The 25612-nt window shown below is 65.8% G+C and carries 21 protein-coding genes, 1 other RNA gene and 1 pseudogene; 16 read left to right on the top strand and 7 right to left on the bottom strand.

Annotation, left to right across the window (positions count from 1 at the left end; translation table 11 throughout):
• Window positions 1-364 (bottom strand): annotated as a pseudogene (locus XI03_RS21965) (DUF2147 domain-containing protein); the annotation flags it as partial.
• A 194-nt stretch (window positions 365-558) separates the two neighbouring features.
• Here XI03_RS21965 and XI03_RS21970 point away from each other — a divergent pair.
• Together XI03_RS21970 and XI03_RS21975 are read left to right on the top strand one after the other, a co-directional pair.
• A complete protein-coding gene (locus XI03_RS21970; RefSeq protein ID WP_038971267.1) occupies window positions 559-1419 on the top strand; it encodes a DUF2147 domain-containing protein in 861 nt (286 codons plus the stop codon).
• 326 nt (window positions 1420-1745) lie between these two features.
• Window positions 1746-2951, top strand: coding sequence for an extensin family protein (locus tag XI03_RS21975; protein WP_212475192.1), 1206 nt, complete (start codon window positions 1746-1748; stop codon window positions 2949-2951).
• Between the two features lie 126 nt (window positions 2952-3077).
• On the opposite strand, the gene XI03_RS21980 is transcribed toward XI03_RS21975, so the two are convergent.
• Window positions 3078-3413, bottom strand: a complete 336-nt coding sequence (locus tag XI03_RS21980; RefSeq protein WP_038947698.1) for a DUF6665 family protein — start codon at window positions 3411-3413, stop codon at window positions 3078-3080.
• A gap of 44 nt (window positions 3414-3457) precedes the next feature.
• Window positions 3458-4093: a TetR/AcrR family transcriptional regulator gene (locus tag XI03_RS21985; RefSeq protein WP_028145550.1), complete on the bottom strand. Its 636-nt coding sequence runs from the start codon at window positions 4091-4093 to the stop codon at window positions 3458-3460.
• Window positions 4094-4289: 196 nt separating this feature from the next.
• Between XI03_RS21985 and XI03_RS21990 the strand changes: the two genes are divergently transcribed.
• The 5 genes from XI03_RS21990 to XI03_RS22010 all read left to right on the top strand — a co-directional run bounded on the left by XI03_RS21990 (window position 4290) and on the right by XI03_RS22010 (window position 12438).
• Window positions 4290-5603, top strand: a complete 1314-nt coding sequence (locus tag XI03_RS21990; protein ID WP_038947695.1) for an HlyD family secretion protein — start codon at window positions 4290-4292, stop codon at window positions 5601-5603.
• Between the two features lie 29 nt (window positions 5604-5632).
• Entirely contained in the window at window positions 5633-7216 is a 1584-nt protein-coding gene (locus tag XI03_RS21995; protein WP_271593329.1) for a DHA2 family efflux MFS transporter permease subunit, read from the top strand.
• Window positions 7217-7735: 519 nt separating this feature from the next.
• Complete coding sequence (locus tag XI03_RS22000) at window positions 7736-9535, top strand: ABC transporter ATP-binding protein (protein ID WP_271593330.1); 1800 nt, start codon at window positions 7736-7738, stop codon at window positions 9533-9535.
• Between the two features lie 67 nt (window positions 9536-9602).
• Entirely contained in the window at window positions 9603-11009 is a 1407-nt protein-coding gene (locus tag XI03_RS22005) for an MATE family efflux transporter (protein ID WP_271593331.1), read from the top strand.
• Between the two features lie 73 nt (window positions 11010-11082).
• Complete coding sequence (locus XI03_RS22010; protein WP_271593332.1) at window positions 11083-12438, top strand: O-antigen ligase family protein; 1356 nt, start codon at window positions 11083-11085, stop codon at window positions 12436-12438.
• A 12-nt stretch (window positions 12439-12450) separates the two neighbouring features.
• Here XI03_RS22010 and XI03_RS22015 read toward each other — a convergent pair whose 3' ends face one another.
• Entirely contained in the window at window positions 12451-13194 is a 744-nt protein-coding gene (locus XI03_RS22015) for a sulfite exporter TauE/SafE family protein (protein WP_038947689.1), read from the bottom strand.
• Between the two features lie 225 nt (window positions 13195-13419).
• Between XI03_RS22015 and XI03_RS22020 the strand changes: the two genes are divergently transcribed.
• Entirely contained in the window at window positions 13420-13683 is a 264-nt protein-coding gene (locus XI03_RS22020) for a hypothetical protein (RefSeq protein ID WP_038971261.1), read from the top strand.
• A gap of 1 nt (window position 13684) precedes the next feature.
• Here XI03_RS22020 and XI03_RS22025 read toward each other — a convergent pair whose 3' ends face one another.
• Window positions 13685-15055 (bottom strand): aminotransferase-like domain-containing protein, encoded by a 1371-nt coding sequence (locus XI03_RS22025; protein WP_271593333.1) that lies wholly within the window; start codon window positions 15053-15055, stop codon window positions 13685-13687.
• Window positions 15056-15104: 49 nt separating this feature from the next.
• Between XI03_RS22025 and XI03_RS22030 the strand changes: the two genes are divergently transcribed.
• A complete protein-coding gene (locus tag XI03_RS22030) occupies window positions 15105-15563 on the top strand; it encodes a DUF983 domain-containing protein (RefSeq protein ID WP_442869734.1) in 459 nt (152 codons plus the stop codon).
• A 188-nt stretch (window positions 15564-15751) separates the two neighbouring features.
• Here the strand turns inward: XI03_RS22030 and rnpB are convergent.
• Window positions 15752-16177, bottom strand: an RNA gene (rnpB, locus tag XI03_RS22035) — RNase P RNA component class A.
• Between the two features lie 150 nt (window positions 16178-16327).
• Between rnpB and XI03_RS22040 the strand changes: the two genes are divergently transcribed.
• Together XI03_RS22040 and XI03_RS22045 are read left to right on the top strand one after the other, a co-directional pair.
• Complete coding sequence (locus tag XI03_RS22040; protein WP_026202052.1) at window positions 16328-16681, top strand: YciI family protein; 354 nt, start codon at window positions 16328-16330, stop codon at window positions 16679-16681.
• 22 nt (window positions 16682-16703) lie between these two features.
• Window positions 16704-17936 (top strand): RNA polymerase sigma factor, encoded by a 1233-nt coding sequence (locus XI03_RS22045; protein ID WP_271593335.1) that lies wholly within the window; start codon window positions 16704-16706, stop codon window positions 17934-17936.
• Between the two features lie 149 nt (window positions 17937-18085).
• Here XI03_RS22045 and XI03_RS22050 read toward each other — a convergent pair whose 3' ends face one another.
• The gene (locus XI03_RS22050) at window positions 18086-18868 is read right to left on the bottom strand and encodes an N-acetylmuramoyl-L-alanine amidase (protein ID WP_038971256.1); all 783 of its coding nucleotides are present in this window, start codon (window positions 18866-18868) and stop codon (window positions 18086-18088) included.
• 523 nt (window positions 18869-19391) lie between these two features.
• On the opposite strand from XI03_RS22050, the gene rsmH reads away from it, so the two are divergent.
• The 5 genes from rsmH to XI03_RS22075 all read left to right on the top strand — a co-directional run bounded on the left by rsmH (window position 19392) and on the right by XI03_RS22075 (window position 25446).
• Window positions 19392-20381, top strand: a complete 990-nt coding sequence (rsmH, locus tag XI03_RS22055) for a 16S rRNA (cytosine(1402)-N(4))-methyltransferase RsmH (protein ID WP_038947685.1) — start codon at window positions 19392-19394, stop codon at window positions 20379-20381.
• A 3-nt stretch (window positions 20382-20384) separates the two neighbouring features.
• The gene (gene ftsL, locus XI03_RS22060) at window positions 20385-20777 is read left to right on the top strand and encodes a cell division protein FtsL (RefSeq protein ID WP_028145538.1); all 393 of its coding nucleotides are present in this window, start codon (window positions 20385-20387) and stop codon (window positions 20775-20777) included.
• Complete coding sequence (locus XI03_RS22065; RefSeq protein ID WP_028145537.1) at window positions 20774-22516, top strand: peptidoglycan D,D-transpeptidase FtsI family protein; 1743 nt, start codon at window positions 20774-20776, stop codon at window positions 22514-22516. Before ftsL ends, XI03_RS22065 begins: the two co-directional genes overlap by 4 nt.
• An 84-nt stretch (window positions 22517-22600) precedes the next feature.
• Window positions 22601-24070, top strand: a complete 1470-nt coding sequence (locus XI03_RS22070) for a UDP-N-acetylmuramoyl-L-alanyl-D-glutamate--2,6-diaminopimelate ligase (protein ID WP_271593404.1) — start codon at window positions 22601-22603, stop codon at window positions 24068-24070.
• Entirely contained in the window at window positions 24067-25446 is a 1380-nt protein-coding gene (locus XI03_RS22075; protein WP_038947683.1) for a UDP-N-acetylmuramoyl-tripeptide--D-alanyl-D-alanine ligase, read from the top strand. The genes XI03_RS22070 and XI03_RS22075 overlap by 4 nt, the downstream gene beginning before the upstream one ends.
• The last annotated feature ends 166 nt before the right edge of the window (window positions 25447-25612 follow it).

Here is a 25612-nt window from a genome sequence, read left to right on the forward strand (position 1 = left end):
CGGCCGGAGCGGCGGGAGCCGTGACCGCGGGCGCGGCCGGCGCGGTCGCCTGCGCCGGCGCCTGCTGCACCGGCTGCTGCTGCACCGGAGCCGGCGCAGGCTGCGCAGTCGTCGTGCTTGGCGTGGTGTCGTCATCGTCCTTGGAGCCGCCAAGGCCCTTCAGGTTGATGTTGTTCAGCTTGATCGGCTTGTCCGACAGGCCCGGTGCCACGATGGTCACGCAGTTGAGCGAGGCGCAGTTGCGCGGCGTCTCGATGCGGATGTGCTGGCCTTCGATCTGGAACGAGATCGTGTTGCCGCCGGCATGGGCGGCGGCGGTCGACGCCAGAAAGAGCGCGGTGGCGACGATGGTGAGCTTGTTCATGACAGCCTCCGAAAATGGCGTGGTCCCGATGGACTGAAGTCGCTGGTGGATGAAGCGTGGTTCGACCCTACGCCGGACTGGCCGGGGCGTTCTGTGATGGGGGTCACAACGGTGCCGCGCCGTCTGGGTGAGGCAGCGCACATTCAGCCGTGCCGCCTCTGTGTAAGCTCGCGGCGGCACTCAAGGAGGTGTGGATGAAACGGCTTGCGACTTCGCTTGGCACCTTGATCGCACTGATGGCGATCACGCCCGCGGCGGTGGCCGGTTCCTATTCCTTCTCGATCGGCGGTCACCGGTTCCATGTCGAGTCGCCGCGCAATTGCCGGTCGGCCTCTTGTGTGTCGGTCTCCAGCCGCAGCCTTCGATCGACAGACGATGTCGACACGACATCAGCCGCGCAGCCTGCGGTCGCACCGCTGCAGCCGGCCTATCCCGCAGCTCCCGTCCGACCGGCGCAAGCAACCATCGTCGTGCCGCCACCGGCGCCGACCGGCCCTGTTGTCGCCGCGACGACGTCGCAGCCTGTTGTGCTGCCGCCGCCAAGGGTCGAGGCGCCGACACTCGTCGCGCCGAGCCTCAATCCGCCACGGATCGACCCGCCGAAGATCGTTACGCTCGATCCGCCGCGCATCGAGCCGCCGCCCTTCCCAAGTCCCGAGATCAAGCAGACCGCAACGGTCGCACAGCGCAGCGACGATGAGCCGGCTTATATGCCACTGGGCGAATGGGAGAGCCCCGGCGCCAAGGGCACGGTTCGCATCGAACGCTGTGGCCCCGCACTGTGCGGTTACGCGCTGACGGAGGCGTCGAGCCGCGGCGAGAGCGTGCTCGTCAACATGAAGCCGAAGTCGCACGACGTCTGGACCGGCAACATCTACAGCCGCTCCAGCGGCAACACCTATTACGCGACCATGACGCTGAAGAGCTCCGGCCGGCTCCACGTCGAAGCCTGCGCGCTTGGCCGCTTCTGGTGCTCCGGCAACGACTGGACGCGGATCGAGGCGCCGCGAGAGCAAATGCTCACGACGTCGCGGCAATGGAGCGCGCGGTCGTAGTTTTTCTCTCCCTCTCCCCTTGCGGGAGAAGGGACGAAGAGCGTGTATCGGAGCGATAAGCCGCTAAATCATGCCGAGCACGATGGCGCCGACGAAGGCCATGGCGAGGTATGCGGCGACAACGCTCAGTCTCCCGGCGAACGTCATGAGGTCGCTCCCTCCATGCGCGCCGCTTTGCGCGCAGGCATCATGGTTAACAGAGAGTCTCCTTGCGAAAAAGTCAGGCTTGCTGTCGCTCAGCCTGCCGGCTCCGGGCCCGTATGGTTAAAGAACTCTGAAATCAACGTGTTGAAGAGTCTTTAAGTAAATTCACCGAACGTGCGTGCATGACGCGCGGAGTTCGTTTGTATCTCGTCGGCTCCATCGTCCTTGTTTCGCTAGCGGGTTGCGGACGCGGCTTCTTCCAGGCCGAACGCGAACCGTGGCGAGCCGAGGCCGAAGCCGCATGCCTGAAATCGGGCGCGGTGAAAGAGGGGCCGGATCTCGTCCGCATCGACCCGATCTCCGGGCCCGGCATGTGCGGCGCCGAGTTTCCGCTCAAGGTCGCCGCCATCGGCGAAGCCTCGAGCAGCTACGGCTTTGCCGACGAGGAGCTGCGCCCGCCGGGCAGCATCGGCGGCCAGCCGCGCTGGCCGGTGACGCAGCCGCGGTCGACTACGCCGCAGAGCCAGAACTATCCGGCATCGTCCTATCCGCAACGATCGAACTATCCCGAAAGCGCGGTGCGCCAACCCTCTGGCTATGGCAGCTCAAGCGGGCCGGTGTCACTGAACGCGCCCGGCGTGGCGGCGCAGGAGGACGAGATCGACCTGCCGCCCGACGGCACCGATGCCGCGGGCGCGGCGCGCTACATGAATTCGCCGAGCTATCCGGCGCGGCCGGCACCTTACTCGCAGGCGCCTGCGCAGCAGCCGCCGCCGCGCCTTGGCCCCGCGCAGGGCAATCCCGTCACGGCCGTCGGTCCGGTCGCGATCAAGCCGACCGCGACGCTCGCCTGTCCGATCGTGTCCGAGCTCGACCGCTGGCTCGCCGACACCGTGCAGCCTTCGGCGATGCGCTGGTTCGGCGTCCGCGTCGCCGAGATCAAGCAGATCTCCGCCTATTCCTGCCGCGGCATGAACGGCAATCCGCATTCCCACATCTCCGAACACGCCTTCGGCAACGCGCTCGACATTGCCGCCTTCGTGCTCGCCGACGGCCGCCGCGTCACCGTGAAGGACGGCTGGCGCGGCATGCCGGAGGAGCAGGGATTTTTGCGCGACGTACAGTCGGGCGCTTGCGCGCATTTCACCACCGTGCTCGCGCCGGGGTCGAACGTCTATCACTACGATCACATCCACGTCGATCTGATGCGCCGTGCCAGCCGCCGCCTGATCTGTCAGCCCGCCGCCGTCTCCGGTGAAGAGGTGGCCTCGCGCGCGCAGTCGCGCAGGCCGTACGCGAATGCGCGCGAGCCTTCCGTGACCGGCTCGCTCGGTGTGCGCAAGAGCACGGGGCACAAGCGCGAGGAAGACGATTACGCCGACGATTAGACGGACGCAGCTGCTCTTGTCGCCCGGATGAGCCAACGGGTCGGCGCGAAGCGCCGCCCGATGACAGGCTCCGCGATATCCGGGGATAATGGTCCCGCATGTCGCTGCACTCACGCGGGCTACGATCTACGTCCGCTTCGCCGGTGCGGGGACCAACCCCATGCAGAGCTGCACCTCGCCCGGGACATTGTAGGTGCGCATGATATGGCGGCTGTCGCGCAGGCCGGTCGCCTCACGCTGCACCACGAACATCCAGAGCGCCTGACCGGCTTCCATCACCAGCTTGCGCCTGGCCGGTTGCATCGAGGCCGGCAGCTCCGAGAGCGCGTGGGCGGCGTCGAACTCGCGCAAGCGGGTTAGCGCCTGTTCGAGTGTGCGGCCCATCCGTCCAAGCGCCGAGGCCTGTTCCTGAACGATCTCGTAATGGAGGATATCGACGGGCGGGCGAAGATCACGGGACATGACCGCAAATATAGTGCCGCCTGACGGGCCTGCGCAACGCGCAGCTACTTCGCCTTGTATGCCGCCATAAACATCCGCGTCGCACTGTCGACGACCTCGGTCATGCGCTGTTCCGACGGCGCGGGCGCGGCCTGGAACACGAAGGGCAGGAAGAGGGACGCCTTGCACAGCTCCATGAACTGGGAGGCGGCAAGGTTGCAATCGTCGATCTTGAGATGGCCCGAGGCGACATGGGCTTTGAGATAGTCGGAGAGGCGGTTGATCGACTTGTCCAGCACCCGCGCATAATAGCGGCGGCCGACATCGGGCATGCGCTCGGCGATCGCCATCACGGTGCGGATCGCCGATCCGCCGCCGGGCCGGCAGAGCAGATGGATATAGGCCCGGCCGAACTCCTTCAGCGTGGTCTCGGCATCGCGCGCCGGATCGAAATTGAACACGACCTGGCCGAACTGGAGCGCCTCCTGCTCGAGGATGGCTTCGAACAGCGCGCTTTTGTCGGCGAAGTAGACGTAGAGCGTGCCCTTGGAGACCTGCGCGGCGCGCGCGATCTCGCCCATGCTGGCGCCGTCGAAGCCAAGATCCATGAACACTTTGCGGGCGCCGTCCAGGATCTGGCGACGTTTGGAGCCGTCCTCCTCCTGGATGACGTGCAGATGATCGCGGCCGGCTACAACCATTGGTTCAGGGTCTCGGCAGGTTTTTGAGTCGGGTCTGCGGCCATGAAACCCGAATAAAGGATTCTCGTCAGTAGGGTCCGGCCGGGATTATTATGTATATTGACCGAACCGTTCGGTCAATGGTATTTGGATTAGCGAGAGGGAACAGTCCGCACGCCGGCTGTCTCTTTGATCGCGCTTTTTTGGGGAGGCCTTTATGGCCGTATCGAGAGACCAGGCTGCGCGCGTCCTTCGCCAGGAAACGGTGGAGGAGCACGCGGACGGTGATGCTGCGATCGAGAACGCTGCACCCCTTGCCGAGCAATTGCGCTCTCACGTGGCCGAGGAAGCCAGGCGCCGCACCGCCGAGGCGCCGGAGAAGCCCGTGACCGACAAGCCGGTCGCACCTGCGCCGGAGGCACCTGCCGCCGGCGCTCCCAAATCCGGCAAGCGCAAGTTCGTCCTGATGGGCGTCGGCCTCGTGCTGGCGCTCGCGGCCGCGAGCTATGCCGGCTACTACACGCTGGTTGGCCGCTTCTACATCTCCACGGATGACGCCTATGTCCGCGCCAACAACACCATGCTGGGCGCGCGCGTCTCCGGCCACATCGCCTCGATCCTTGCCGGCGACAACACGACCGTGAAAGCGGGCGACATTGTCTTCCGCATCGATGACGGGGATTACAAGATCGCGGTCGATGCCGCCGCGACCAGGATCGCAACCCAGCAGGCCACCATCGATCGCATCGGCCGCCAGGTCGCCGCGCTCGACAGCCAGGTGGCGCAGGCCAAGGCGCAACTCGTCTCGGCTGAAGCGGGCCTCAAGCGCGCCGATCTCGACTATGAGCGCCAGCAGGCCCTGAGCAACAAGGGGTTTGCCTCGCGCGCCACCTTCGAGAGCTCGGAAGCCGGACGCGACCAGGGCGCCGCCGCAGTCAAGGCCGCGCAGGCCGCATACGACGTTGCAATCAGTAATGTCGATGTCGCCAAGGCGCAGCAGGCCGAAGCCCAGGCCCAGCTCGCCGAGCTCAAGACCACGCTCGCCAAGGCCGAGCGCGATCTCAGCTTCACCGCGGTGCGCGCGCCGGTCGACGGTACGTTCTCCAATCGCCTGGTCAACGCCGGCGACTTTGTCGCGGTCGGCCAGCGCCTCGGCAACATCGTGCCGCTGGACGCCGTCTATATCGACGCCAATTTCAAGGAAACGCAGCTCAAGCGCATCCGTCCCGGCCAGTCGGTGACGATCAAGGTCGATGCCTACGGCATGCGCAAGTTCTCCGGTGTCGTCGACAGCATCGCGGCGGGCGCGGGCTCGGTGTTCACGCTGCTGCCGCCCGACAACGCCACCGGCAACTTCACCAAGATCGTGCAGCGCGTGCCGGTCCGCATTCGCGTGCCAAAGTCGGTGGCGAAGCAGAACCTGCTCCGCGCCGGCATGTCGGTCTATGCGACCGTCGACACCAACAAGGGCGCGGCCGACGCCGACAGCGAGGTCGACCTCGACGATCCCACCGCGATCCACCCGCAGTAGCCACAGCCTCAGCGCTGCGAGGTCAGACCATGGGCAACGCCACCACCGCTTCACCCGCCATGATGGCGGACGCCGCTTCGGAGCGCATCGCGCCGAAGCGGTTGTTCGCGTTCATCATCATGGTGTTCGGGATGTTCATGTCGATCCTGGACATCCAGATCGTCTCGGCCTCCCTGAGCGAAATCCAGGCCGGATTGTCGGCGAGCTCCAGCGAGGTCTCCTGGGTCCAGACCGCCTATCTGATTGCGGAGGTCATTGCGATCCCGCTGTCCGGATTCCTGTCGCGCGCCTTCGGCACGCGGCTGTTGTTCGCGATCTCGGCGGCTGGCTTCACCGCCTCGAGCCTGCTCTGCGGCTTCGCCACCACCATCGAGGAGATGATCCTCTGGCGCGCGCTGCAGGGCTTTCTCGGCGCCGGCATGATCCCGACGGTGTTCGCCTCGGCCTATACCGTTTTTCCGCGCTCCAAATTCCACATCGTCGGCCCCATCATCGGGCTGGTTGCGACGCTGGCGCCGACCATCGGACCGACGGTCGGCGGCTACATCACCGATCTGATGTCGTGGAACTGGCTGTTCTTCATCAACGTCGTGCCCGGCATCGGCATCACCCTGGGCGTGCTGGCGCTGGTCGATTTCGACGAGCCGCATTTCGAGCTGCTCGACCGCTTCGACTGGTGGGGTCTGTTGTTCATGGCGGGCTTCCTCGGCACGCTGGAATATGTGCTGGAGGAGGGGCCGCAATATGAATGGATGCAGGATACCTCGGTCGCGATCTGCGCCTGGATCTGCGCGATCTCGGCCATCGCCTTCTTCTGGCGCGTCTTCACGGCGGCCGAGCCGATCGTCAACCTGCGCACCTTCTCCAACCGCAATTTCGCGATCGGCTGCGTGCTGCAGTTCTGCATCGGCATCGGCCTCTACGGCCTGACCTACATCTATCCGCGCTATCTCGCCGAAGTACGCGGCTACAGCGCGCTGATGATCGGCGAGACCATGTTCGTCTCGGGGATCACCATGTTCCTGGTCGCGCCGCTGGTCGGCCGCCTCATGGTGAAAGTCGACATGCGCTACATGATCGCATTCGGCCTCGTCGTGTTCGCGATCGGCTCCTACCAGATGACATGGATCACGCGCGACTACGATTTCTACGAGCTGCTGGTGCCGCAGATCCTGCGCGGCATCGGCATGATGTTCGCGATGGTGCCCACCAACAACATCGCGCTCGGCACGCTGGCGCCTGACAGGGTGAAGAACGCTTCGGGTCTGTTCAACCTGATGCGCAACCTCGGCGGCGCCGTGGGCCTCGCCGTCATCAACACCGTGCTCAACGACCGCACCGATTTGCACATCACCCGCCTCCAGGAGCGCGTGACCTGGGGCAATGCGACCGCGACCGAAACCCTGACCATGTTCATGCAGAAGTTCCAGGGCCTCGGCGATTCCACGTTGATGGCGATGAAGCAGCTCTCCCAGCTCGTGCACCGCCAGGCCGTCGTGATGAGCTTCGGCGATGCCTTCTTCGTGCTGACGCTGTTCTATCTCGGCCTCACCCTGCTGGTGACGCTGCTGAGCAAGCCGGCCCCACTGACCGGCGGCGGCGACGCGCATTGAGCCTGCCACACACGCGGTGTCATCGTCCGGCTTGACCGGACGATTCAGTATTCCAGGGGCCGGCGTTGGTGAACTCGCTCTCACCACATCCGCCGCGGCGTACTGGATGCCCCGATTTCGCGGAGCATGACAGCGGAGGGCGGGGCGGCTGTGGAGCGTACCAAGGCCGCGCGCACCAAATTGCAACACTCATCCGTGATCTCGCGCGAGCCCCGTTGCAAGTCGCGAACGACACATCTATAAAGCGCACCTCATTCACTCGAACCGGGGAGAGATTTGCATGATTTCGTCGCATTCGCAGATCGTACGCCCGCGCTCGATGATGTTCTGGTTCGGTATGTACGCGGCCTGTTAGAGGCCTCCTCCGCCAGTTTCGATTGGGCCAAGTTTTCGAGCAAGCGTCCCGATCGCTTTCTTTCCCAAGTCAAAGCCAACCTTAAGTGACGCCGTCTCGGCCCTCGCGGCCGGCCTGCGTCCATCGATGGAGCCGGCCCGCGCCAAAGGCGGCCGGATGATGTCATGACCGCTCTGTCAAAAAAGCCCGCGGCGATCCGCCTGGTGCTGCCCTTCGTGTTCCGGCACTGGCTGAAGCAGCCGGGACGGGGGCTCATCGTGGCCGGCGGCCTGCTGGGTGCGACCATCGCCGACCTGTTCATGCCGGTCTTCTCGGGCCGGCTGGTCGATGCGCTGACGCGCGGCCCGTCGGATCCCGATGCGCGGCATGCCGCCCTGGTTGCCTTCGGCGCCATCGTGGGGCTGGGCGCGGCCTCCGTGGTGCTGCGGCTGGCCGGCCTGCAGGCGATCGTGCCGTTCACGCTCAAGACCATGTCGGACGTCGCACAGGAGGCCTTCACCCGTGTGCAGCGCTTCTCCACGGACTGGCACGCTAACTCCTTCGCGGGCTCGACCGTGCGCAAGATCACGCGCGGCATGTGGGCGCTCGACCTGCTCAACGACACCATCCTGATGGCGCTAGCGCCCTCGCTGCTGGTGTTGATCGGCTCGATGGTCCTGATCGGGATGCACTGGGCCTCGCTCGGCGTGGTGATCGCGGTCGGCGCGTTCTTCTACGTCACCATCACCGTCGTGTTCTCGACGCGCTACATCGCGCCGGCCGCCCGAGTCTCCAATGCCTGGGACACCAAGGTCGGCGGCACGCTTGCGGATGCCCTGACGTGCAACGCGGTGGTGAAGTCGTTCGGCGCGGAAGCGCGCGAGGATACGCGGCTCGGCCGCGTCATCAACCGATGGCGCGTGCGGGTGCGGCGGACCTGGCTGCGCTACAACTACACGTCCATGGCGCAGCTGTCGCTGCTGCTCTGCCTCCGCACGTCCGTGATCGGCGGCGCGGTGCTGTTGTGGATGTCGGGACATGCCTCGCCTGGCGACGTGACTTATGTGCTGACCAGCTACTACATCATCCACGCCTATTTGCGTGACGTCGGCATGCACATCAACAACCTCCAGCGCTCGGTCAACGACATGGACGAACTGGTTGCGATCCATGCCGAGCCCATCGGCATCGCCGATGCAGCCGGTGCGCGGCCGATCGCGATCGAGGGCGGCGAGATCGTGTTCGACGACGTGACGTTCCACTATGGCGGCCATCGCGCGCCGCTCTATGACGGGTTGTCGGTGACGATCCGGGCCGGTGAACGTGTCGGCCTCGTCGGACGCTCCGGCTCCGGCAAGACCACCTTCGTCAAGCTGGTGCAGCGGCTCTACGACGTCACCTGCGGCAGCGTGCTGATCGACGGGCAGGACATCGCATCGGCCACACAGCAATCGCTGCGCAGCCAGATCGCGATCGTGCAGCAGGACCCGATCCTGTTTCACCGCTCGCTCGCCGAGAACATCGCCTATGGCCGGCCCGGCGCCAGCCTCGAGGCGATCGAGCAGGCGGCGCGGCTTGCGAATGCGCACGACTTCATCCTGCGCCTGCCGAAGGGCTACGGCACGCTGGTCGGCGAGCGCGGCGTGAAGCTGTCGGGCGGTGAGCGGCAGCGCGTGGCGCTGGCGCGCGCGTTCCTGGCGGATGCGCCGGTGCTGATCCTGGACGAGGCGACCTCGAGCCTGGATTCGGAATCGGAGGCGCTGATCCAGGAGGCGATGGAGCGGCTGATGAAGGGCCGCACCTCGATCGTGATCGCGCACCGGCTGTCGACGGTGAGGAGCCTCGATCGCATCCTGGTGTTCGACCGCGGCGAGATCGTCGAGCAGGGCACCCACGCCACGCTCGCGGGAAAGCCGGGAGGTATCTATCGCGGCTTGTTCGAGCGCCAGGTGGTGGAGCTCGGGCATATCGCTGCAGCGGAGTGAGGCGCGCGACTGCGGGACGAAAGTCCCGCAGTCGCGCCGCCAAGGAATGCGTCAAGGATGGAATGAGATGAAAGACCTGACCAACGGCTCCATCGTGAGACACATCCTGGCCATGGCACCTCCGATCATGGCCGGCATGATATCGATCATGGTCTGCCAACTGGTCGATCTATACTTCGTGTCGGGCCTGGGCGATGCCGCCGTGGCGGGCGTCGCCGCGGCCGGCAATGCTGGCTTTCTCGTCAACGGGCTGATGCAGGTGCTCGGTGTCGGCGCGGGGGCACTGATCGCGCATGCCGTGGGACGCAAGGACCGGTCGGATGCGAACCTGATCTTCAACCAGGCGATCGTGCTGTCGGTGCTGTTCGGACTGTTGACCCTGCTCGCAGGTGCCGCGCTGTCGCGCGCCTACATGCGCTCGATCGCAGCGGACCAGGCCACGATCGAGGCCGGGACCACTTACCTGCTGTGGTTCATGCCGGCGCTCGCGCTGCAGTTCGCCACCCAAGTCATGGGGGCTGCGCTGCGCGCGACCGGTATCGTGCGTCCCACCATGCTGGTGCAGGCGTTTGCTGTGGCCATCAATATCGCGCTGGCGCCGGTCCTGATCACGGGCTGGGGCACCGGCCATGCGCTCGGGGTCGTCGGTGCGGGGCTGGCGAGCTCGATCGCGGTCGCCATCGGCGTGCTGGTGCTGCTGGCGTATTTCCGCAAGGTCGAGCGCTATGTCGCTTTCAATCCGGCGCAGTGGCGCCCGCAGCCGCACCATTTGAAGCGCATTCTCAATGTCGGCCTGCCGGCCGGCGGCGAGTTCGCGATGATGTTCATCTTCATGGCGGTGGTCTATTACGTGCTGCGCGATTTCGGCGCGGCGGCGCAGGCCGGCTTCGGCATCGGGCAGCGCGTGCTCGGCCTGATCAACATGCCGGCGCTTGCGGTCGGGCTGGCGGCCGGGCCGATCGCCGGCCAGAACGTCGGCGCAGCCAACGCTGCGCGCGTGCGGGAAACTTTCCTCAAGGCCGCCTTGATCGTCACGATCGTGATGACCGGCTTCATGACCCTTGCGCAAGTGAAGCCGGAGCTGCTGCTCGCCGGATTCTCGAACGACCGCGAGACCATGGACATCGCCTACCTGTTCCTGCGGATCATCTCGCTCAACATGGTCGCACAGGGGCTGATCTTCACCTGCTCGAGCATGTTCCAGGCCCTCGGCAACACCAGGCCGGTGCTCTTGAGCTCGGCGACGCGCGTGTTCACCTACTCACTGCCGGCGATCTGGCTGTCGACGCGGCCGGGCTTTCGCATGGAGTATGTCTGGTATTTGTCGGTCGCGGCGACAATATTGCAGGCGGGCTTGAGCCTGTGGTTGCTGCGCCGCGAGTTCAGGAAGCGCCTGACTTCGGCGCCGAAGGAGAAGGACCCAGAGCAGGAGAGCGCCGAGCCCATTGCGCCTCTCGCCCGCGAGCCTGCGTAACGGTGGCTTGTTCCATCCTGGCTGCTCCGGCTAACTTGCCGGGCGGGGTGGATGGTGGGCTGCAGAAGGGCCAATGACCGGAGCGACGAACGAGCCGCGGGCGGCGTCATGGCTCGCCGCGATCTGGGCGGCGCGCTATCGCACGCCGGCCCGCTTCGTCGCACTGATCGCTCTGCTGCTGCCGTGGACCACGACCGGGCTGACCTTCGCGCTCATACCCTGGCTGATCGCCTTCGCGTTTGTCGATCTGCGCGCGTTTCCGCGTTCGCTGCTTCGCCCGATCTGCCTGCTGCCCATCGCGCTGGTCGCGCTCGCCGCCGTGGGCACGCTCTGGTCGGATGTGCCATGGCCGGAGCGAATCCACGCGATCGGGCCGGCGGCGAAGCTGCTGGTCATTCCGCTCCTGATCTACCAGTTCGAGCGCTGGCCGTACGGCCATTGGGTGTTTTTCGCCTTCCTGGCGTCCTGCACGGCGTTGATGCTCTATTCCTTCGCCGTCGCAATCGACCCCGCACTCTCGCTGAAGCTCTATCTGTCGCGGGGGCCCTACAAGGTCGAAAGCGGGATCGCGGTGCGCAACTATATCGACCAGAGCCAGGAGTTCGCGCTCTGTGTGCTCGCGCTGGTCTATCCGATCGTGGCGCTGCTGCGGCAACGCCGCGTCGGCATCGCGGCGCTGTTCGCGACGCTCGCGATCGGATTCCTCGCCAACATGATCTTCGTCGTGGTGTCGCGCACGGCGCTGGTGACGCTGCCGATCCTGGTGGTGCTGTTCGCGTTGCTGTATCTGCGTCTGCGTGCGGCGCTGCTTGCCACCGGCGCGATGGCGCTGTCGGCGGTGCTGCTCTTTGGCGTGTCGCCGCATCTGCGGACGACGGTTGCGAAATTTCAGGCCGACTATCAGACGAGCGTGCAGGACAGTCAGGTCAGCGGCATGGGTTCACGTCTGGAATATTGGCGGAAGTCCCTTCGTTTCATCGCCGATGCACCGCTGGTCGGTCACGGCACCGGCTCGATCCGCGGCCTGTTCGCAAGCGTGGCCGCCGATGCGAAGATCGATCCGCTGCGTGGCGAGATCGTCAGCAACCCACACAATCAGACCCTCAGCGTGGCCGTGCAGTGGGGAATCGTCGGTGTCCTGATCCTCTACGCGCTCTGGTTTGCGCATCTCTCGCTGTTTCGCGGCGAGGGGCTGGCCTGCTGGATCGGCCTGCTGGTCGTGGTGCAGAACATGCTGACCTCGCAGCTCAACACGCATTTGTTCGACTTCACGCCGGGCTGGGTCTACGTCCTCGGCGTCGGTGTCGCCGGCGGCATGACGCTCGCGAAGAGGGCGCGAGAGCTAGAGCATGATCCGGAAAAGTGCGCAGCGGCTTTCCGAGAAGAATGCTTAGACAACAACATAAAGCGCGATGACGCTTCATCCTGATCGCATCGCGCTCTAGAGCGCGCCGAGACTGTTCCAGACCAGGGTCAGGCCAGACAGGAACAACAGGCCGAGCACGACATCGCCGAAATGCTTGTCGTTGAGGGCGTGATAGACGCGGGCGCCGGCCCAGGCGCCGATCAGGGTGCCCGGAAACGCGACCAGCGCGAGCCAGACCACTTTGAGCTCGACGAGACCCGACGCGGTCTGCAGCACCAGTGCTGTCGCGAGAACCGTGAAATTGAAGAGCTGAAAGATGCCGCGCCGCTCATGCTTGTTCCAGCCGCGGATGTTGGCCCACAGGATCGGCAGCGGCCCGGACAACCCGGCGAGGCCGCCAAGAATACCGCCGGCAAAGCCGATCGCGCCGTCGGCAAGGCGGCCGCCGAATTTGATCGCGAGCGGCCTCTTGTTCAGATAGAGCGCGCTCGAGAACATCAGAATTAAAATGCCGACGCTCAGCTTGAACACTTTTGGATCGGCCGAGGCGATCAGCATGGTGCCGATCGGTACGCCGATCAGACCGCCGATCAGGAACGGCCAGACCAGCGAGAGGTCGAAGCTCTTCCACATCGAGGGCAGCGTCGAGGTCTGCGCGATCACCGAGCAGATCAGCACCAGCGGCACTGCGAGCGAGGGCGGCAGTACGTAGAGCCAGATGCCGAGCGCCATCAGCGCCGTGCCGAACCCGGCCAGGCCCGAGACGAAGCCGCCGGCCAATGCGCCGAGCAGCAGCAGCGCGTAGGTGAGCGTTTCCAACAGAATGTCCTCGTCGCCGGGGCGATCTCGAACTGTTGATCGCCGTCGCCCGCATAGCATGCTTGCTGCCGTGCAAGTTAATCCGCCCTGCACGCAAGCGTGATCTGCGGCGCCGGGCGTTCGCGAAAGACATGCCTACATGACGGTCGTACTTTGATCCCGGGGCCCCCACCGCCATCCTGCACTCGGATCGGTCGGACCCGAATGCGATGATGGAGAATGACCATGACCCGCACCAAGATCGCCGCTGCAGCCGCGCTGTTGGCGGCGACGCTGATGCCGACGATGGCCCAGGCGCAGCTTTCCGAGCCTGCAGCGTATCAGGCCGCTCATCCCGACCGCGACGTGCTGAACGGCGGCCAGCTCACGCCCGCGGCGCGTGCGGCTCTCGGCCAGCAGGGCACGCCCAGCGATGCATATGCTTTACAGGCCTATCCGTCGCCTGGGGCGCCGGTCGTGCGCTCGACCCATCGCCGTCATCGTCGATGATCTAGACGATTTGTCTGGTGTCGGCGGGCTTCTGCAGCGCGCCGACCAGGATGCGTAGCGCTTCCGTCAATTCTGACCTGTTGCGTGCCGCGCCCAGCGAGACGCGCGCCGCGTGCGGCGGTGTCCCATCGACCGTGAAGGCCTCGCCGGCGACGACCGCAAGTCCGTTCCGCAACAGATGCGCCGCGACATCGGGCCGGTCCTCAGGCAGCCGCAGCCACAGATGATGCGCCGCGGGCTTGGCCAGGAACTGGAAGCCTTTCAATGCGCGCTGCGCGAGCTGCTGACGGCCGACCGCCTCGCTGCGGATGGCGGTGATGACACGATCGGCAATGCCGCTTTCGATCCAATGCGTCACCAGCGCGACCATCAGCGGCGCTGGCATCTGCACGGTCGCCTGCAAATATGTCCGCATGTCCCGCTGCGCCTCGCTGTCGGGCGTCGCCAGATAGGCAACGCGGAGCGCCGGCGAGATGCATTTTGACAGCGTGGTCGCAAGATAAGTCCGCTCGGGAATGAGATTGGCGATTGGCGATGCCGAGCGGTCGAGCAGGCCGTAGGCGTCGTCCTCGATCAGGATCGTGTCGGTATCGCCGATGATCTTTGCGATCGCACTGCGCCGCTCGGAGGCAAGCGTCGCCGTGGTCGGATTGTGCAGCGTCGGAATGAGATAGACGGCCTTCGGCTTGTGCGTGCGGCACGCCTTTGCCAGCGCGTCGGGCAGGATGCCGCCATCGTCCATGGCGACGCCGACGAGCTTGATGCCGAGCCGCACTGCTGCGGCCTTGATGCCGGGGAATGTCAGCGCCTCCGTCAGCACGATGTCGCCGGGCCGCGCCAGATGGGCGAGCAGGTTGAACAGGATCGTCTGGGTGCCGGGAAAGACCACGAGCTTGTCGGCATGCGCGTGCGGCACCCGCGCACGCATCCAGCGCGCGGCGACCTCGCGCTCATGCGCGCTGCCGCCGGGCGGCTGATAATTGAGATACGCCGTCAGGCCCGATTGCGCGCGGATCGCTTCCATCCCGGCGATGATGCGCTCGTCGAGCTGCGCCTCCAGCGGATGCGGCGGCACGTTCATCGAAAGATCGATCGCGACGGGATGCGGCAGATCGACCGCGCGGCGCGCGCTGGTCTCCGACACGAACGAGCCCTGTCCGACCCGCGCCTCCATGATCCCGCGTCGCCGCGCCTCGGTGTAGGCGCGCGTCACCGTGGTGAGATCGACGCCGAGCGCCTTTGCAAGCGCGCGCTGCGTCGGCAGCTGCTGGCCACGCACGAGCCGGCCGGCGGCGATGTCGGCCTCCATGGCCTCGACGATGCGCTGGTAGCGCGGCCCTGATAGCTCCGAGATTGTCGGGCTCCAATCCATGCAATTTAAGCCCATTTCCTTTGAATGTATGGATGCAAGATATTATTGTATGGCTCGTCGAAAAGGAAGAGGTGGGGTCATGGCGGCAGGTTCAGTCTCTCTGGCGAAGGCGATGTGGCGCGGCTTTCGCGGCAAGTGCCCGAACTGCGGCGAAGGCCATTTGTTCGGCCGTTTCCTGAAGGTCGCAAACAGCTGTGATCGTTGCGGTGAGGAGCTGTTCCACCAGCGCGCCGATGACTTCCCCGCCTATCTCGTGATCGTCGTAGTCGGCCATCTCGTGGTGCCGGCGATCCTCGCGGTCGAGACCGCGTATGCGCCCGCGGTCTGGCTGCAACTGGCGGTGTGGTTGCCGGTGACGCTGTTCGCCTCGCTCGCGCTGCTGCAGCCGACCAAGGGCGCCATCGTCGGGCTGCAATGGCAGGTCGGCATGCACGGTTTCGAGGCGAGCAAGCAGCGGCGCGAGGCGGACGAGCTTGCGCCGGTGCTGGTGAAGGCAAGACAACGCTAACCGGGCGTCATTCCGGGGCGTGCGCAGCACGAACCCGGAATCCATTCATCCAGCAACTTTGCCGCCCGATGGATTCTCAGATGCGCAATTGCGCATCATAGCTCCCGCTGCGCGAGCCCCGGAATGACAGCGGGCCAAGCCAGAATGGTGAGGGGCCCGATGCGCTAGCATCGAACCCCTCGTTGCAAGATATCAGCCGGCCTGTAAGCCGGGTTCTGTAAGGCACCGTCCACTTGCGCGAACGATACGTGACGGCCATTCCTCTGGGACCATGTTTGCACATGGCCTCGAGCAACCTACCCGGACGGCGGGCCTGACATCGCCCCGCGGCGTTATCGCTTGCGCGAACAGCCCGCTACGCCGTCCCTATTCGGTTTTGCTCCCGGTGGGGTTTGCCATGCCGGCTCCGTTGCCGGACCCGCGGTGCGCTCTTACCGCACCTTTTCACCCTTACCCCGCGAAGCCGAAGGCGAAGCGGGGCGGTTCGTTCTCTGTGGCACTTTCCCTGGGGTCGCCCCCGCCGGACGTTATCCGGCACCGTATGTCAAGGGAGCCCGGACTTTCCTCCCCGGCGGCCTTTCGGCACCTGCCGGAGCGGCCGTCCGGCCGACTGACTGACAACGCATGGGGCATTTGTGACGGTTTCGTCAAGCCGATATCGCGGCCCACGATCCGCCCGAAATAATTTATCCTGAAGATGTCGTTTGCTGCGTGCCCGGTTCGACTGGATGTCGGCGACACAGCCGAACAACAGGAGTGAAGCGATGCAATATCTGCTGATGATCTATCAGAACGAGGCCGAGTACGCGAAGATTGACACGGGAACCAGCCAGAAGATGTCGGCGGAGTATGAAGCCTTCACGCAATCCATCATCCGGAACGGCAATTTCAAGGCCGGCGATCGACTGCGGCCGACCACGACCGCGACGACGGTGCGTGTGCGCGACGGCAAGATGCTGACGACCGATGGACCGTTTGCGGAGACCCGCGAGCAGCTCGGCGGCTACTATCTGATCGAGGCCAAGGATCTCGACGCCGCGATCGAGATCGCGGCGCGGATTCCGAGCGCACGCGTCGGTTCGATCGAGGTGCGGCCGATCTGGGTCTACGACAAGTGACGGCCGGGCCGCGCGTCGCCGCATGACCCCTGGCGAGATCGACAAGATCTTCCGCGACGAGGCGGGGCGGGCGCTGGCCACGCTGATCCGCCTCGTCGGCGATTTCGATCTCGCCGAGGACGCGCTTCAGGATGCTTTTGCCGTCGCGCTGGAACGCTGGGCCGCGTGCGAGGTCCCCGACAATCCGCGCGCCTGGCTGGTCAATGTCGCCAGGCACAAGGCGATCGATCGTGTCAGGCGCCAGGCTGTCTTCCGCGGCAAGCAGCAGGCGCTCCTGCACGAGATCGAGCTCAACGCGCAAACGGTCGACGAGCCGCCGGCAACACTCGACGACGACATGCTGCGGCTGATCTTCACCTGTTGCCATCCGGCGTTCGCGCCAGAGGTCCAAGTCGCGCTGACGCTGCGCACCGTCTGCGGGCTGTCGACCACGCAGGTCGCGCGCGCCTTTCTCGTGGGCGAGGAGGCAATGGCGCAGCGGCTGGTCCGCGCCAAGCAGAAGATCAGGCTCGCCGGCATCCCCTACGAGGTGCCCGAGCGCGACACGCTGGCGCCGCGGCTCGACGGCGTGCTCGCCGTGATCTATCTGGTCTTCACCGAGGGCTATGTCGCGACCGAGGGCGCGGATCTGATGCGGCCTGATCTTGCAACTGAAGCGATCCGGCTCGGCCGCTTGCTCGATCGGCTGATGCCGGATCGCGGCGGCATCAAGGGCCTGCTGGCCCTGATGCTGCTCCACGATGCTCGCCGCGCCGGACGCGAGACCGCGGCCGGCGATATCGTGCTGCTCGAGGAGCAGGACCGCATGCTGTGGGATCGCGCGCAGATCGAGGAGGGCCTGGGCCTGGTCGAGGATGCGCTGCGCGTGCCGGGACGGCCGCAGCCTTATGCTGTGCAGGCCGCGATCGCCGCGCTGCATGCCCGTGCGCCGAGCTTTGCGCAGACCGACTGGCGTCAGATCGCCGGGCTCTACGAGGTGTTGCTGCGCATCTCTCCCTCTCCGGTGATCGAGCTCAACCACGCTGCCGCCGTGTCGATGGTCGACGGGCCGGCACGTGCGCTCGATCTCGTCGATGCGATCAGCGCCCGAGGCGGGCTGCGCGGCTATGAGCTGTTGCCCGCAGTGCGTGCGGATCTGTTGCGAAGGCTCGGCCGCAAGGATGAAGCGTGCGAGGCGTATCAGACAGCGACCGCGGCGACACAGCTCGAGCCGTTGCAGCGGCTCTATGCGCGGCGGATGAGGGAGATGGGGTAGGGGCTCGTGCCCCGGACGCAGCGCAGCGTCTCTTCGACGGTGCGCTGCAGAGCCGGGGCCCATCCTATCGAAGCGTGACGTGTCGCCGACTGGGTCCCGGCTCGCGCTTTGCGCGTCCGGGACGAGAGCGAACTGCGCGGCCATCGCCGTCACTTCGACGCGACGGTCGTCCCCTCTGCCGGCAGGCTCGCCAGCAGCGCCTGCAATGTCGACAGCGTCGAGTGGTCCGCGACACCGTCCAGCCGCGCGGGGCGGAAGTGGCGCTGAAAGGCGGTGACGACTTCCATGGTCGCGGCATCGTATTTGCCGGTCAGCGGCACGCCGTAGCCGTATCTGGCGAGCGCCTGCTGCAGGCTCAGCACTTCGTCGCTGATGGTGCCGAGCATCAGGGTCTCGCCGCGCACGACCGGGGCCGGCGTCACCCAGTGACCGACGCCGGAATTGGCCAGCGAGTGCCACGGAAACTTTTCGCCGGGGTCTTTCTTGCGCGCGGGCGCGACGTCGGAATGGCCGAGCACCCGGTGGGCCGGCACCTTGCGGCGAAGCATGATGCCGCGGCACAGCGCGATCACGGCGGCGATCTGGCGCAGCGGATATTCCGGATAGCCCCAGTCGTGGCCGCGATTGATGATCTCGATGCCGATCGAGCAGGAGTTGATGTCGTCCTCGCCCGCCCAGGACGAGACGCCGGCGTGCCAGGCGCGCCTGGTTTCGGGCACGCATTGCACGATGCGGCCGTCTTCCAGCACGACGTAATGCGCCGAGACTTCGGTTCCCGCCGTGCACAGCCGCGCCAGCGCGCCCTCGACATCGGGCATGCCGGTGTAGTGCAGCACGATCATGTCGGGCTGCCGTGCCTTGTTGCGCTCGCCATAGTTCGGCGAGGGGATGATGTCGGACACGATCGAGGAATCCGGCTCGAACGCCCTCATGCTCGCCGCGGCCTTGGGAACCGGGAGAACGCGTTGACGCTTCGAATCAGATCCAGACGGTGTGGACGAACCGGACGGCGGCATAGACAAACCAAGGTCGGACGGAGAGTGGGCCAAGCCCTTCTCTTTACTATTCCTTTACCCTCCAGCGTGCGCAATCGCGCGGCGCGGTTAACGGATGCATTTTGGCGAAGTGTGTGGATGAAGCATCACCGCCTCACCAGCTTTTCGACTTGTCACGAGCCGAGCAACGCTTTCTTAACGCTAAGGGCCGTTACTGAGGGATGAAGAGCCGACCCGCGTCCGGAGGCGGCCAAAGCGTATTTTGGCTCGAAATCCCATGGCTGCCCGACAAATTCCGCTGGGAACACTGGGTTTGCCGCCCGGGACGACCGGGCTTGGTAACCATGCTGGACGGTGCGGTCGTGGAACGGCCGCGATACGGAGTCATTCGAGGCGTCATGGGCTTGTTCGTCCCCAATCTCGCTTGGACGTCAGGCTGGGCCTCCAGCAGGTCTGGCAAATGAGCTCGGCTCCGCACATTCCCGTTCTTGGCCGTGAGGCCATCGCCCATCTCGCCCCGCGCGATGGCGGTATCTACGTCGATGCCACCTTCGGCGCCGGCGGCTATAGCCGCGCCATCCTCGACGTGCCGGGAACCCGGCTCATCGCCATTGACCGCGACCGCACCGCAGTCGCGGGCGGTGCGGAACTGGTCGAACGTTCCGCGGGCCGGTTGACGCTGGTCGAGGACCGATTCTCCAACCTCGGTGAGGTCTGCGCGGCGCAGGGCGTCGAGGCCGTGGACGGCGTCGTGATGGATGTCGGGGTGTCCTCGATGCAGCTCGACCAGGCCGGCCGCGGTTTCTCTTTCCGCCTCGACGGTCCGCTCGACATGCGGATGGGGCAGGCGGGGCCGACCGCGGCCGATGTCGTTGCCCGCGCTTCGGAAGGCGATCTCGCCGACATCATCTATCTCCTCGGCGAGGAGCGGCATTCGCGCCGCGTCGCCCGCGCCATCGTCGCGGACCGTCAGGAGGCGCCGTTCACGACCACGCGCGCGCTCGCCGACCTCATCGGCAGGGTGGTGCGCTCGAAGCCCGGCGATATTCATCCGGCGACGCGGACATTCCAGGCCCTGCGCATCTTCGTCAATGAAGAGCTCGAGGAACTGCAGACCGCGCTCGCTGCGGCCGAGCGCGTGCTCAAGCCGGGCGGACGCCTCGTCGTGGTCTCCTTCCATTCGCTGGAAGACCGCATCGTCAAGAATTTCCTCTCCGAGCGTTCGAAAACCGGCGGCGGCTCGCGGCACCTGCCGGAGGTGGCGCAAGTTCCGCCGAGCTTCCAGCTTCTGACGCGGCGGCCCGTAGTCGCCGGTGAGGACGAAGTCGCGCATAACCCGCGCGCGCGTTCCGCAAAGCTTCGCGCCGCCGAGCGCACCTCGGCGCCCGCGCATGACGATGGCGAGCCATCGTCATGGCCAAAACTCTCCGACGTGATGAGGGGAGGCTAGGGCATGCGCATCATCCACCTCTTCGTCATCGGCGCGCTGATCTTCGCGGCGGCCTATGTCTACAGGATCAAGATGGACTCCACGGCGCGCACCGAGAGGGTGCTGCGGCTGCATGCGGAGATCCGCGAGCAGCGCGACGCGATCGCTTCGCTGCGATCCGAATGGGCCAAGCTCGATGCGCCCCACCGATTGCAGGGCCTGTCCGACCGGCATCTGCAGCTCAAGCCGGTCAACGGCACGCAATATGATTCGCTGAAGAACCTGCCGGAGCGTCCGCCGCGGATGTTCAGGCCTGGCGAGCCCGATCCGATCGGAGCCATGCTCAACACCATCGAAGCCGCGAGCGATCCCGACAATGTGACGGGCTCCGTGCCTCAGCCCGAGGACAAGCAATGAGCGCTGCGACTCCGGCCAAACCTACGGAACCCTGGCGCCAGCGGCTGATCCGCAGCCTGCTCTACGGGCGCAATGTCGACCGCGCCGCGAAGGCGCGCGCGCGCGTAGGTCTCGCCATGCTCGCCTTCGCCTCGGTCTACGCCCTGATCGGCGGCCGGCTCGTGATGTTCGCCATCGGCGCCGATGCCCACGGCGCGCGCCGCGCCGCGGCGCAGGAGGTGGTGGCAACCGCACGGCCCGACATCGTCGACCGCAACGGCGCAATCCTCGCCACCGACGTCAAGGCGGCGAGCCTGTTCGGCGAGCCGCGCCGCATCATCGACAAGGACGAGGCGATCGAGCTGCTCACGGCGACCGTGCCCGATCTCGACGAGGCCGAGGTGCGCGAGCGCCTGAGGACGCGTAAGGGCTTCGTCTGGCTCAAGCGCGAGGTCACGGCCAAGCAGCAGCAGGCGATTCACAAGCTCGGCATTCCCGGCATCGGCTTCCTGCGCGAGAACAAGCGCGTCTATCCGACCGGCAACGAGGTCGCCCACCTCATCGGTCTGGTCAACATCGACAACCAGGGCATCGCCGGCATGGAGAAGTGGCTCGACAATCAGGGCCTCGCCGATCTCCACCGTGCCGGCTTTGCCACCGACCGGCTGCAGAAGCCGATCGAGCTCTCGATCGATCTGCGCGTCGAGCACGCGCTGCGCGACGAGCTGTTGAAGGCCAAGGAGAAGTACCACACCAAGGCCGCCTCCGGCATCGTCTCCAACGTCAAGACCGGCGAGATCGTGGCAATGGTCTCGCTTCCGGATTTCGATCCCAACAATCCGAAGGAAGCGCACGACCCCGACCGCATCAATCGCCTGACCACCGGCGTTTACGAGATGGGCTCGACCTTCAAGGCGTTCACGCTGGCGATGGCGCTCGATTCCGGCAAGATCAATTTGAACACGTCGTGGGATGCCCGTGGAAACCTGCACTATGGCAAGTTCACCATCCACGACAGCCATCCGCTCGGGCGTTTCATCAACACCAAGGAAGTGTTCACCTTCTCGTCCAACATCGGCGCCGCGCGGATCGCGCTCGGCCAGGGTGTCGAGGCCCACAAGGCGTTCCTCGCCAAGATGGGCCAGCTGACGCGGCTGCGCACCGAGCTGCCGGAGAGCGCGGCTCCGCTGATACCGCGCCGCTGGGGTGAGCTGAATACGGTCACCATCGCGTTCGGCCAGGGCATGTCGGTGGCGCCACTGCAGGCGGTGATGGGCATCAACGCGCTGGTGAACGGCGGCTATCTGATTCCGCCGACCTTCATGAAGCGCAGCGAATCCGAAGCGGCGGCGATGGCCAAGCGCGTGATCAAGACGGAGACCAGCGACAAGATGCGGTTCCTGATGCGGCTCAACGCCGAAATCGGCACCGCCAAGACCGCTGACGTCAAGGGCTACTATGTCGGCGGCAAGACCGGCACGTCCGAAAAGGTCATCAACGGCCGCTATGCCAAGAAGCGCGTGCTCAACTCCTTCACCGCCATCATGCCTTGCGACGATCCGAAATATCAGATCCTGATCATGCTGGACGAGCCGCAGGCGATTCCTGAAACGAAGGGCTTCATCACCTCGGGCTGGAACACGGTGCCGACCGGCGGCAAGGTGATCGAGCGGATCGCGCCGCTTCTGGGCGTCGAGCCGCGGTTCGACCTGCCGCCTGCGGAGCGCCTTATTCTTGCAGCATCCAGGACAACCCAGTAATCAACGGGGTAGGCCTTCGCCGCGGCTGAGTCGGGATTTTCCGTGGGATTCGGCTTTCCGGCAGGGCATGTCGACTGGAAGACCATGAAGCTGCGCGACCTCTTAGGCCAAGATCTGTCAGGCAATGCCGCGATCGAGCCCGCTATCGCCGCGCTCGAGGTGACCGGGCTCGCGCTCGACAGCCGCGTCGTCAAGCCGGGCGATCTCTTCTTCGCACTCGCCGGCAGCAAGACCGACGGCGCGCGCTTCGTCGATGCCGCGGTCGCCGCAGGCGCCGTCGCTGTCGTGGGTGATCATGCGTCCGACGGTGGCAAGGTGCCGTTCATCAGCGTTGCCAATCCACGCCGCGCGCTGGCGCTGGCCGCGGCGAGTTTCTTTCCCGCCCAGCCGGCGACCATCGCGGCCGTGACCGGCACCAGCGGCAAGACCTCGGTCGCCGCGTTCACGCGCCAGATCTGGGAGCGACTGGGGCATGCCTCCGCCAGCATCGGCACCATCGGCCTCGTCTCGCCCAAGCGCACGGTCTACGGCTCGCTGACGACGCCGGATCCAATCGCGCTGCACCGACAGATCGATGAGATCGCGCGCGAGGGCGTGACGCATCTCGCTTTCGAAGCGTCCTCGCACGGGCTCGATCAGTATCGCCTCGACGGCGTACGCGTCTCCGCCGGCGGTTTCACCAATCTCTCGCGCGACCACATGGACTACCATCCGACCGTTGCGCATTACCTCGCGGCGAAACTCCGCCTGTTCCGCGAACTGGTGCCGCCCGATGGCGCCGCGGTGATCTCGGTCGATCATGATTGCTCGGCGGAAGCGATCGATGCCGCGAAGTCGCGCGGCCTGCGCGTGATGGCGGTCGGTCGCAACGGCGACGGGGCAGGCGAGGGCATTCGTCTCACTGAGGCCGTGGTCGAGGGCTTCTCGCAAAGGCTGACAGTCGAACATCGCGGCAAGCGCTATGCGATCCGGTTGCCGCTGGTCGGCGAATTCCAGATCGAGAACGCGCTGGTATCGGCCGGACTTGCGATCGGTACCGGCAGCGATGCCGCCAACGTGTTCGCAAGCCTGGAGCGTCTCGAAGGCGCCAAGGGACGGCTCGAGCGCGTCGGCGAGCGCAACGGTGCGCCGATCTTCGTCGACTACGCGCACAAGCCCGATGCGCTGGCGAAGGCGCTGCAGGCGCTGCGGCCCTATGCGAAACGAAAGCTGGTCGTCGTGTTCGGCGCCGGAGGCGATCGCGATGCCGGCAAACGTCCGATCATGGGCGAGATCGCGGCCGAGAACGCCGACGGAATCATCATCACCGACGACAATCCGCGCAGCGAGAAGCCCGAAACCATTCGCGCCGAAATCCTCGCAACCGCAAAGGGCGCCCGCGAGATCGGCGACCGTGCCGCGGCAATCCGAACCGCGATCGAGGAACTCCAGGAAGGCGATGCCCTGCTCGTCGCCGGCAAGGGCCACGAGACCGGGCAGATCGTCGGCGGAGAGGTTTTGCCCTTCAGTGATCACGAGGCGGTCGCCGCCGCATTAGCGTCGAGGGTTGCATGAGCGCGCCGATATGGACAGTTGCCGACGTCGCGCGCGCGCTGGGCGCTGCCGGTTCGTTCCCGGACACGCCGATCGACTTCGTCACCCAGGACAGCCGGCTGGTGAAGCCGGGCAGCCTGTTCGTCGCGCTGAGCGGCACGCCGAGCGGCGGCTTCGTCTCGGCCTTCGCCAGCGCGCGCGACGGTTGGGAGTTCGCGGACAAGGCAGAAGCTTCCGGCGCGGTCGCGATGATCGTGCCGCACGAGATCGCGGGCATCCGCATTCCGCAGATCGTCGTCAAGGACACGCTGATCGACGGCCTCTGGGGCCTCGCGCGCGCCGCTCGCGCCCGCTTCCGCGGGCCTGTGATCGGGCTGACCGGCAGCGCGGGCAAGACGAGCACCAAGGAATTTCTGGCGGCCTATCCGAACGCCTATGCAAGTCCGTCCAGCTTCAACAATTTCTGGGGCGTGCCGCTGACTCTGTGCAATGCCAGACCCGATGCAAGTCTCTGGGTCGTCGAGATGGGCATGAACCAGCAAGGCGAGATCGCGCGGCTCAGCGAACTGACGCGGCCCACCGTCGCACTCGTCGTCAATGTCCAGCCCGTGCATCTGGAGAAGCTCGGCTCGCTCGAAGCCATCCGCCGCGAGAAGGTGTCGATCGCGCTCGGCCTGCCCGAGGACGGGGTGCTGGTGCTGCCGGCCGGGCTAAAGGCATCCGAATGGAAGGGCAAGGTGGTGCGCTTTGGCGAACATGCCGAGGTGCATGAGGTCACGCACGCGCCGCATGGCGAGAGCTGGCAGGTCGTGGCCATGATCGGCAAGAAGCAGATCGCCTTCAGCCTGACGCCGGGCGCGCCGCACCGCGTGCAGAATGCGCTGGCCGCGCTCGCCGCCATCCGCGCCGCGAGTCTCGATGCGGCGACGCTGGCGATCAAGCTCGATCGGGTTGGCATCATGACTGGCCGCGGCGTCGAGCAGGCGGTCGGCGGTATCACCGTGATCGACGACAGTTTCAACGGCAATCCGGCCAGCGTGGCCGCTGCGCTGCAAAGCCTCCAGGCGCGCAATGTGACCGGCGGCCGCCGCGTTGCCGTGCTCGGTGACATGCTGGAGCTGGGCGATGATGCACCAGGCTATCACACCGGCCTTGCCAAGCATCTCGACGGGATTGACGGAATCTACTGCGTCGGCCCTCTGATGCGCCACCTCTACGATGTGCTCCCGGCCGGCAAGGGCCTCGGCTGGCACGGCGATCCCGCCACGCTGAAGCCGAGTGAGGTCGCGAACCTGCTGAAGGCAGGCGACGTCGTGGTTGTCAAGGGCAGCAAGAAGATGTTCTGGGTCAACAAGTTTGTGCCGGGCCTGGTGGCCGCCTTGCAGGCAAAGGCGTAAACTGCTTGGAAGGCGCCGTTCCCGAATCCCACCCTTTGCGGCGCGAAGCCGTCCGGTTTCCCGGAGGTCGCGACCCATGATGAAGACCAGCGAATGCGCGTGAGGCACGTTGAGGCCAAGGTAAAGACCAAGATCAAGGCCGAGACCGCGTGTGCAAAGGCGCCAT

This window comes from Bradyrhizobium sp. CCBAU 65884 (assembly GCF_028128835.1).
Lineage (GTDB): Bacteria > Pseudomonadota > Alphaproteobacteria > Rhizobiales > Xanthobacteraceae > Bradyrhizobium > Bradyrhizobium ottawaense.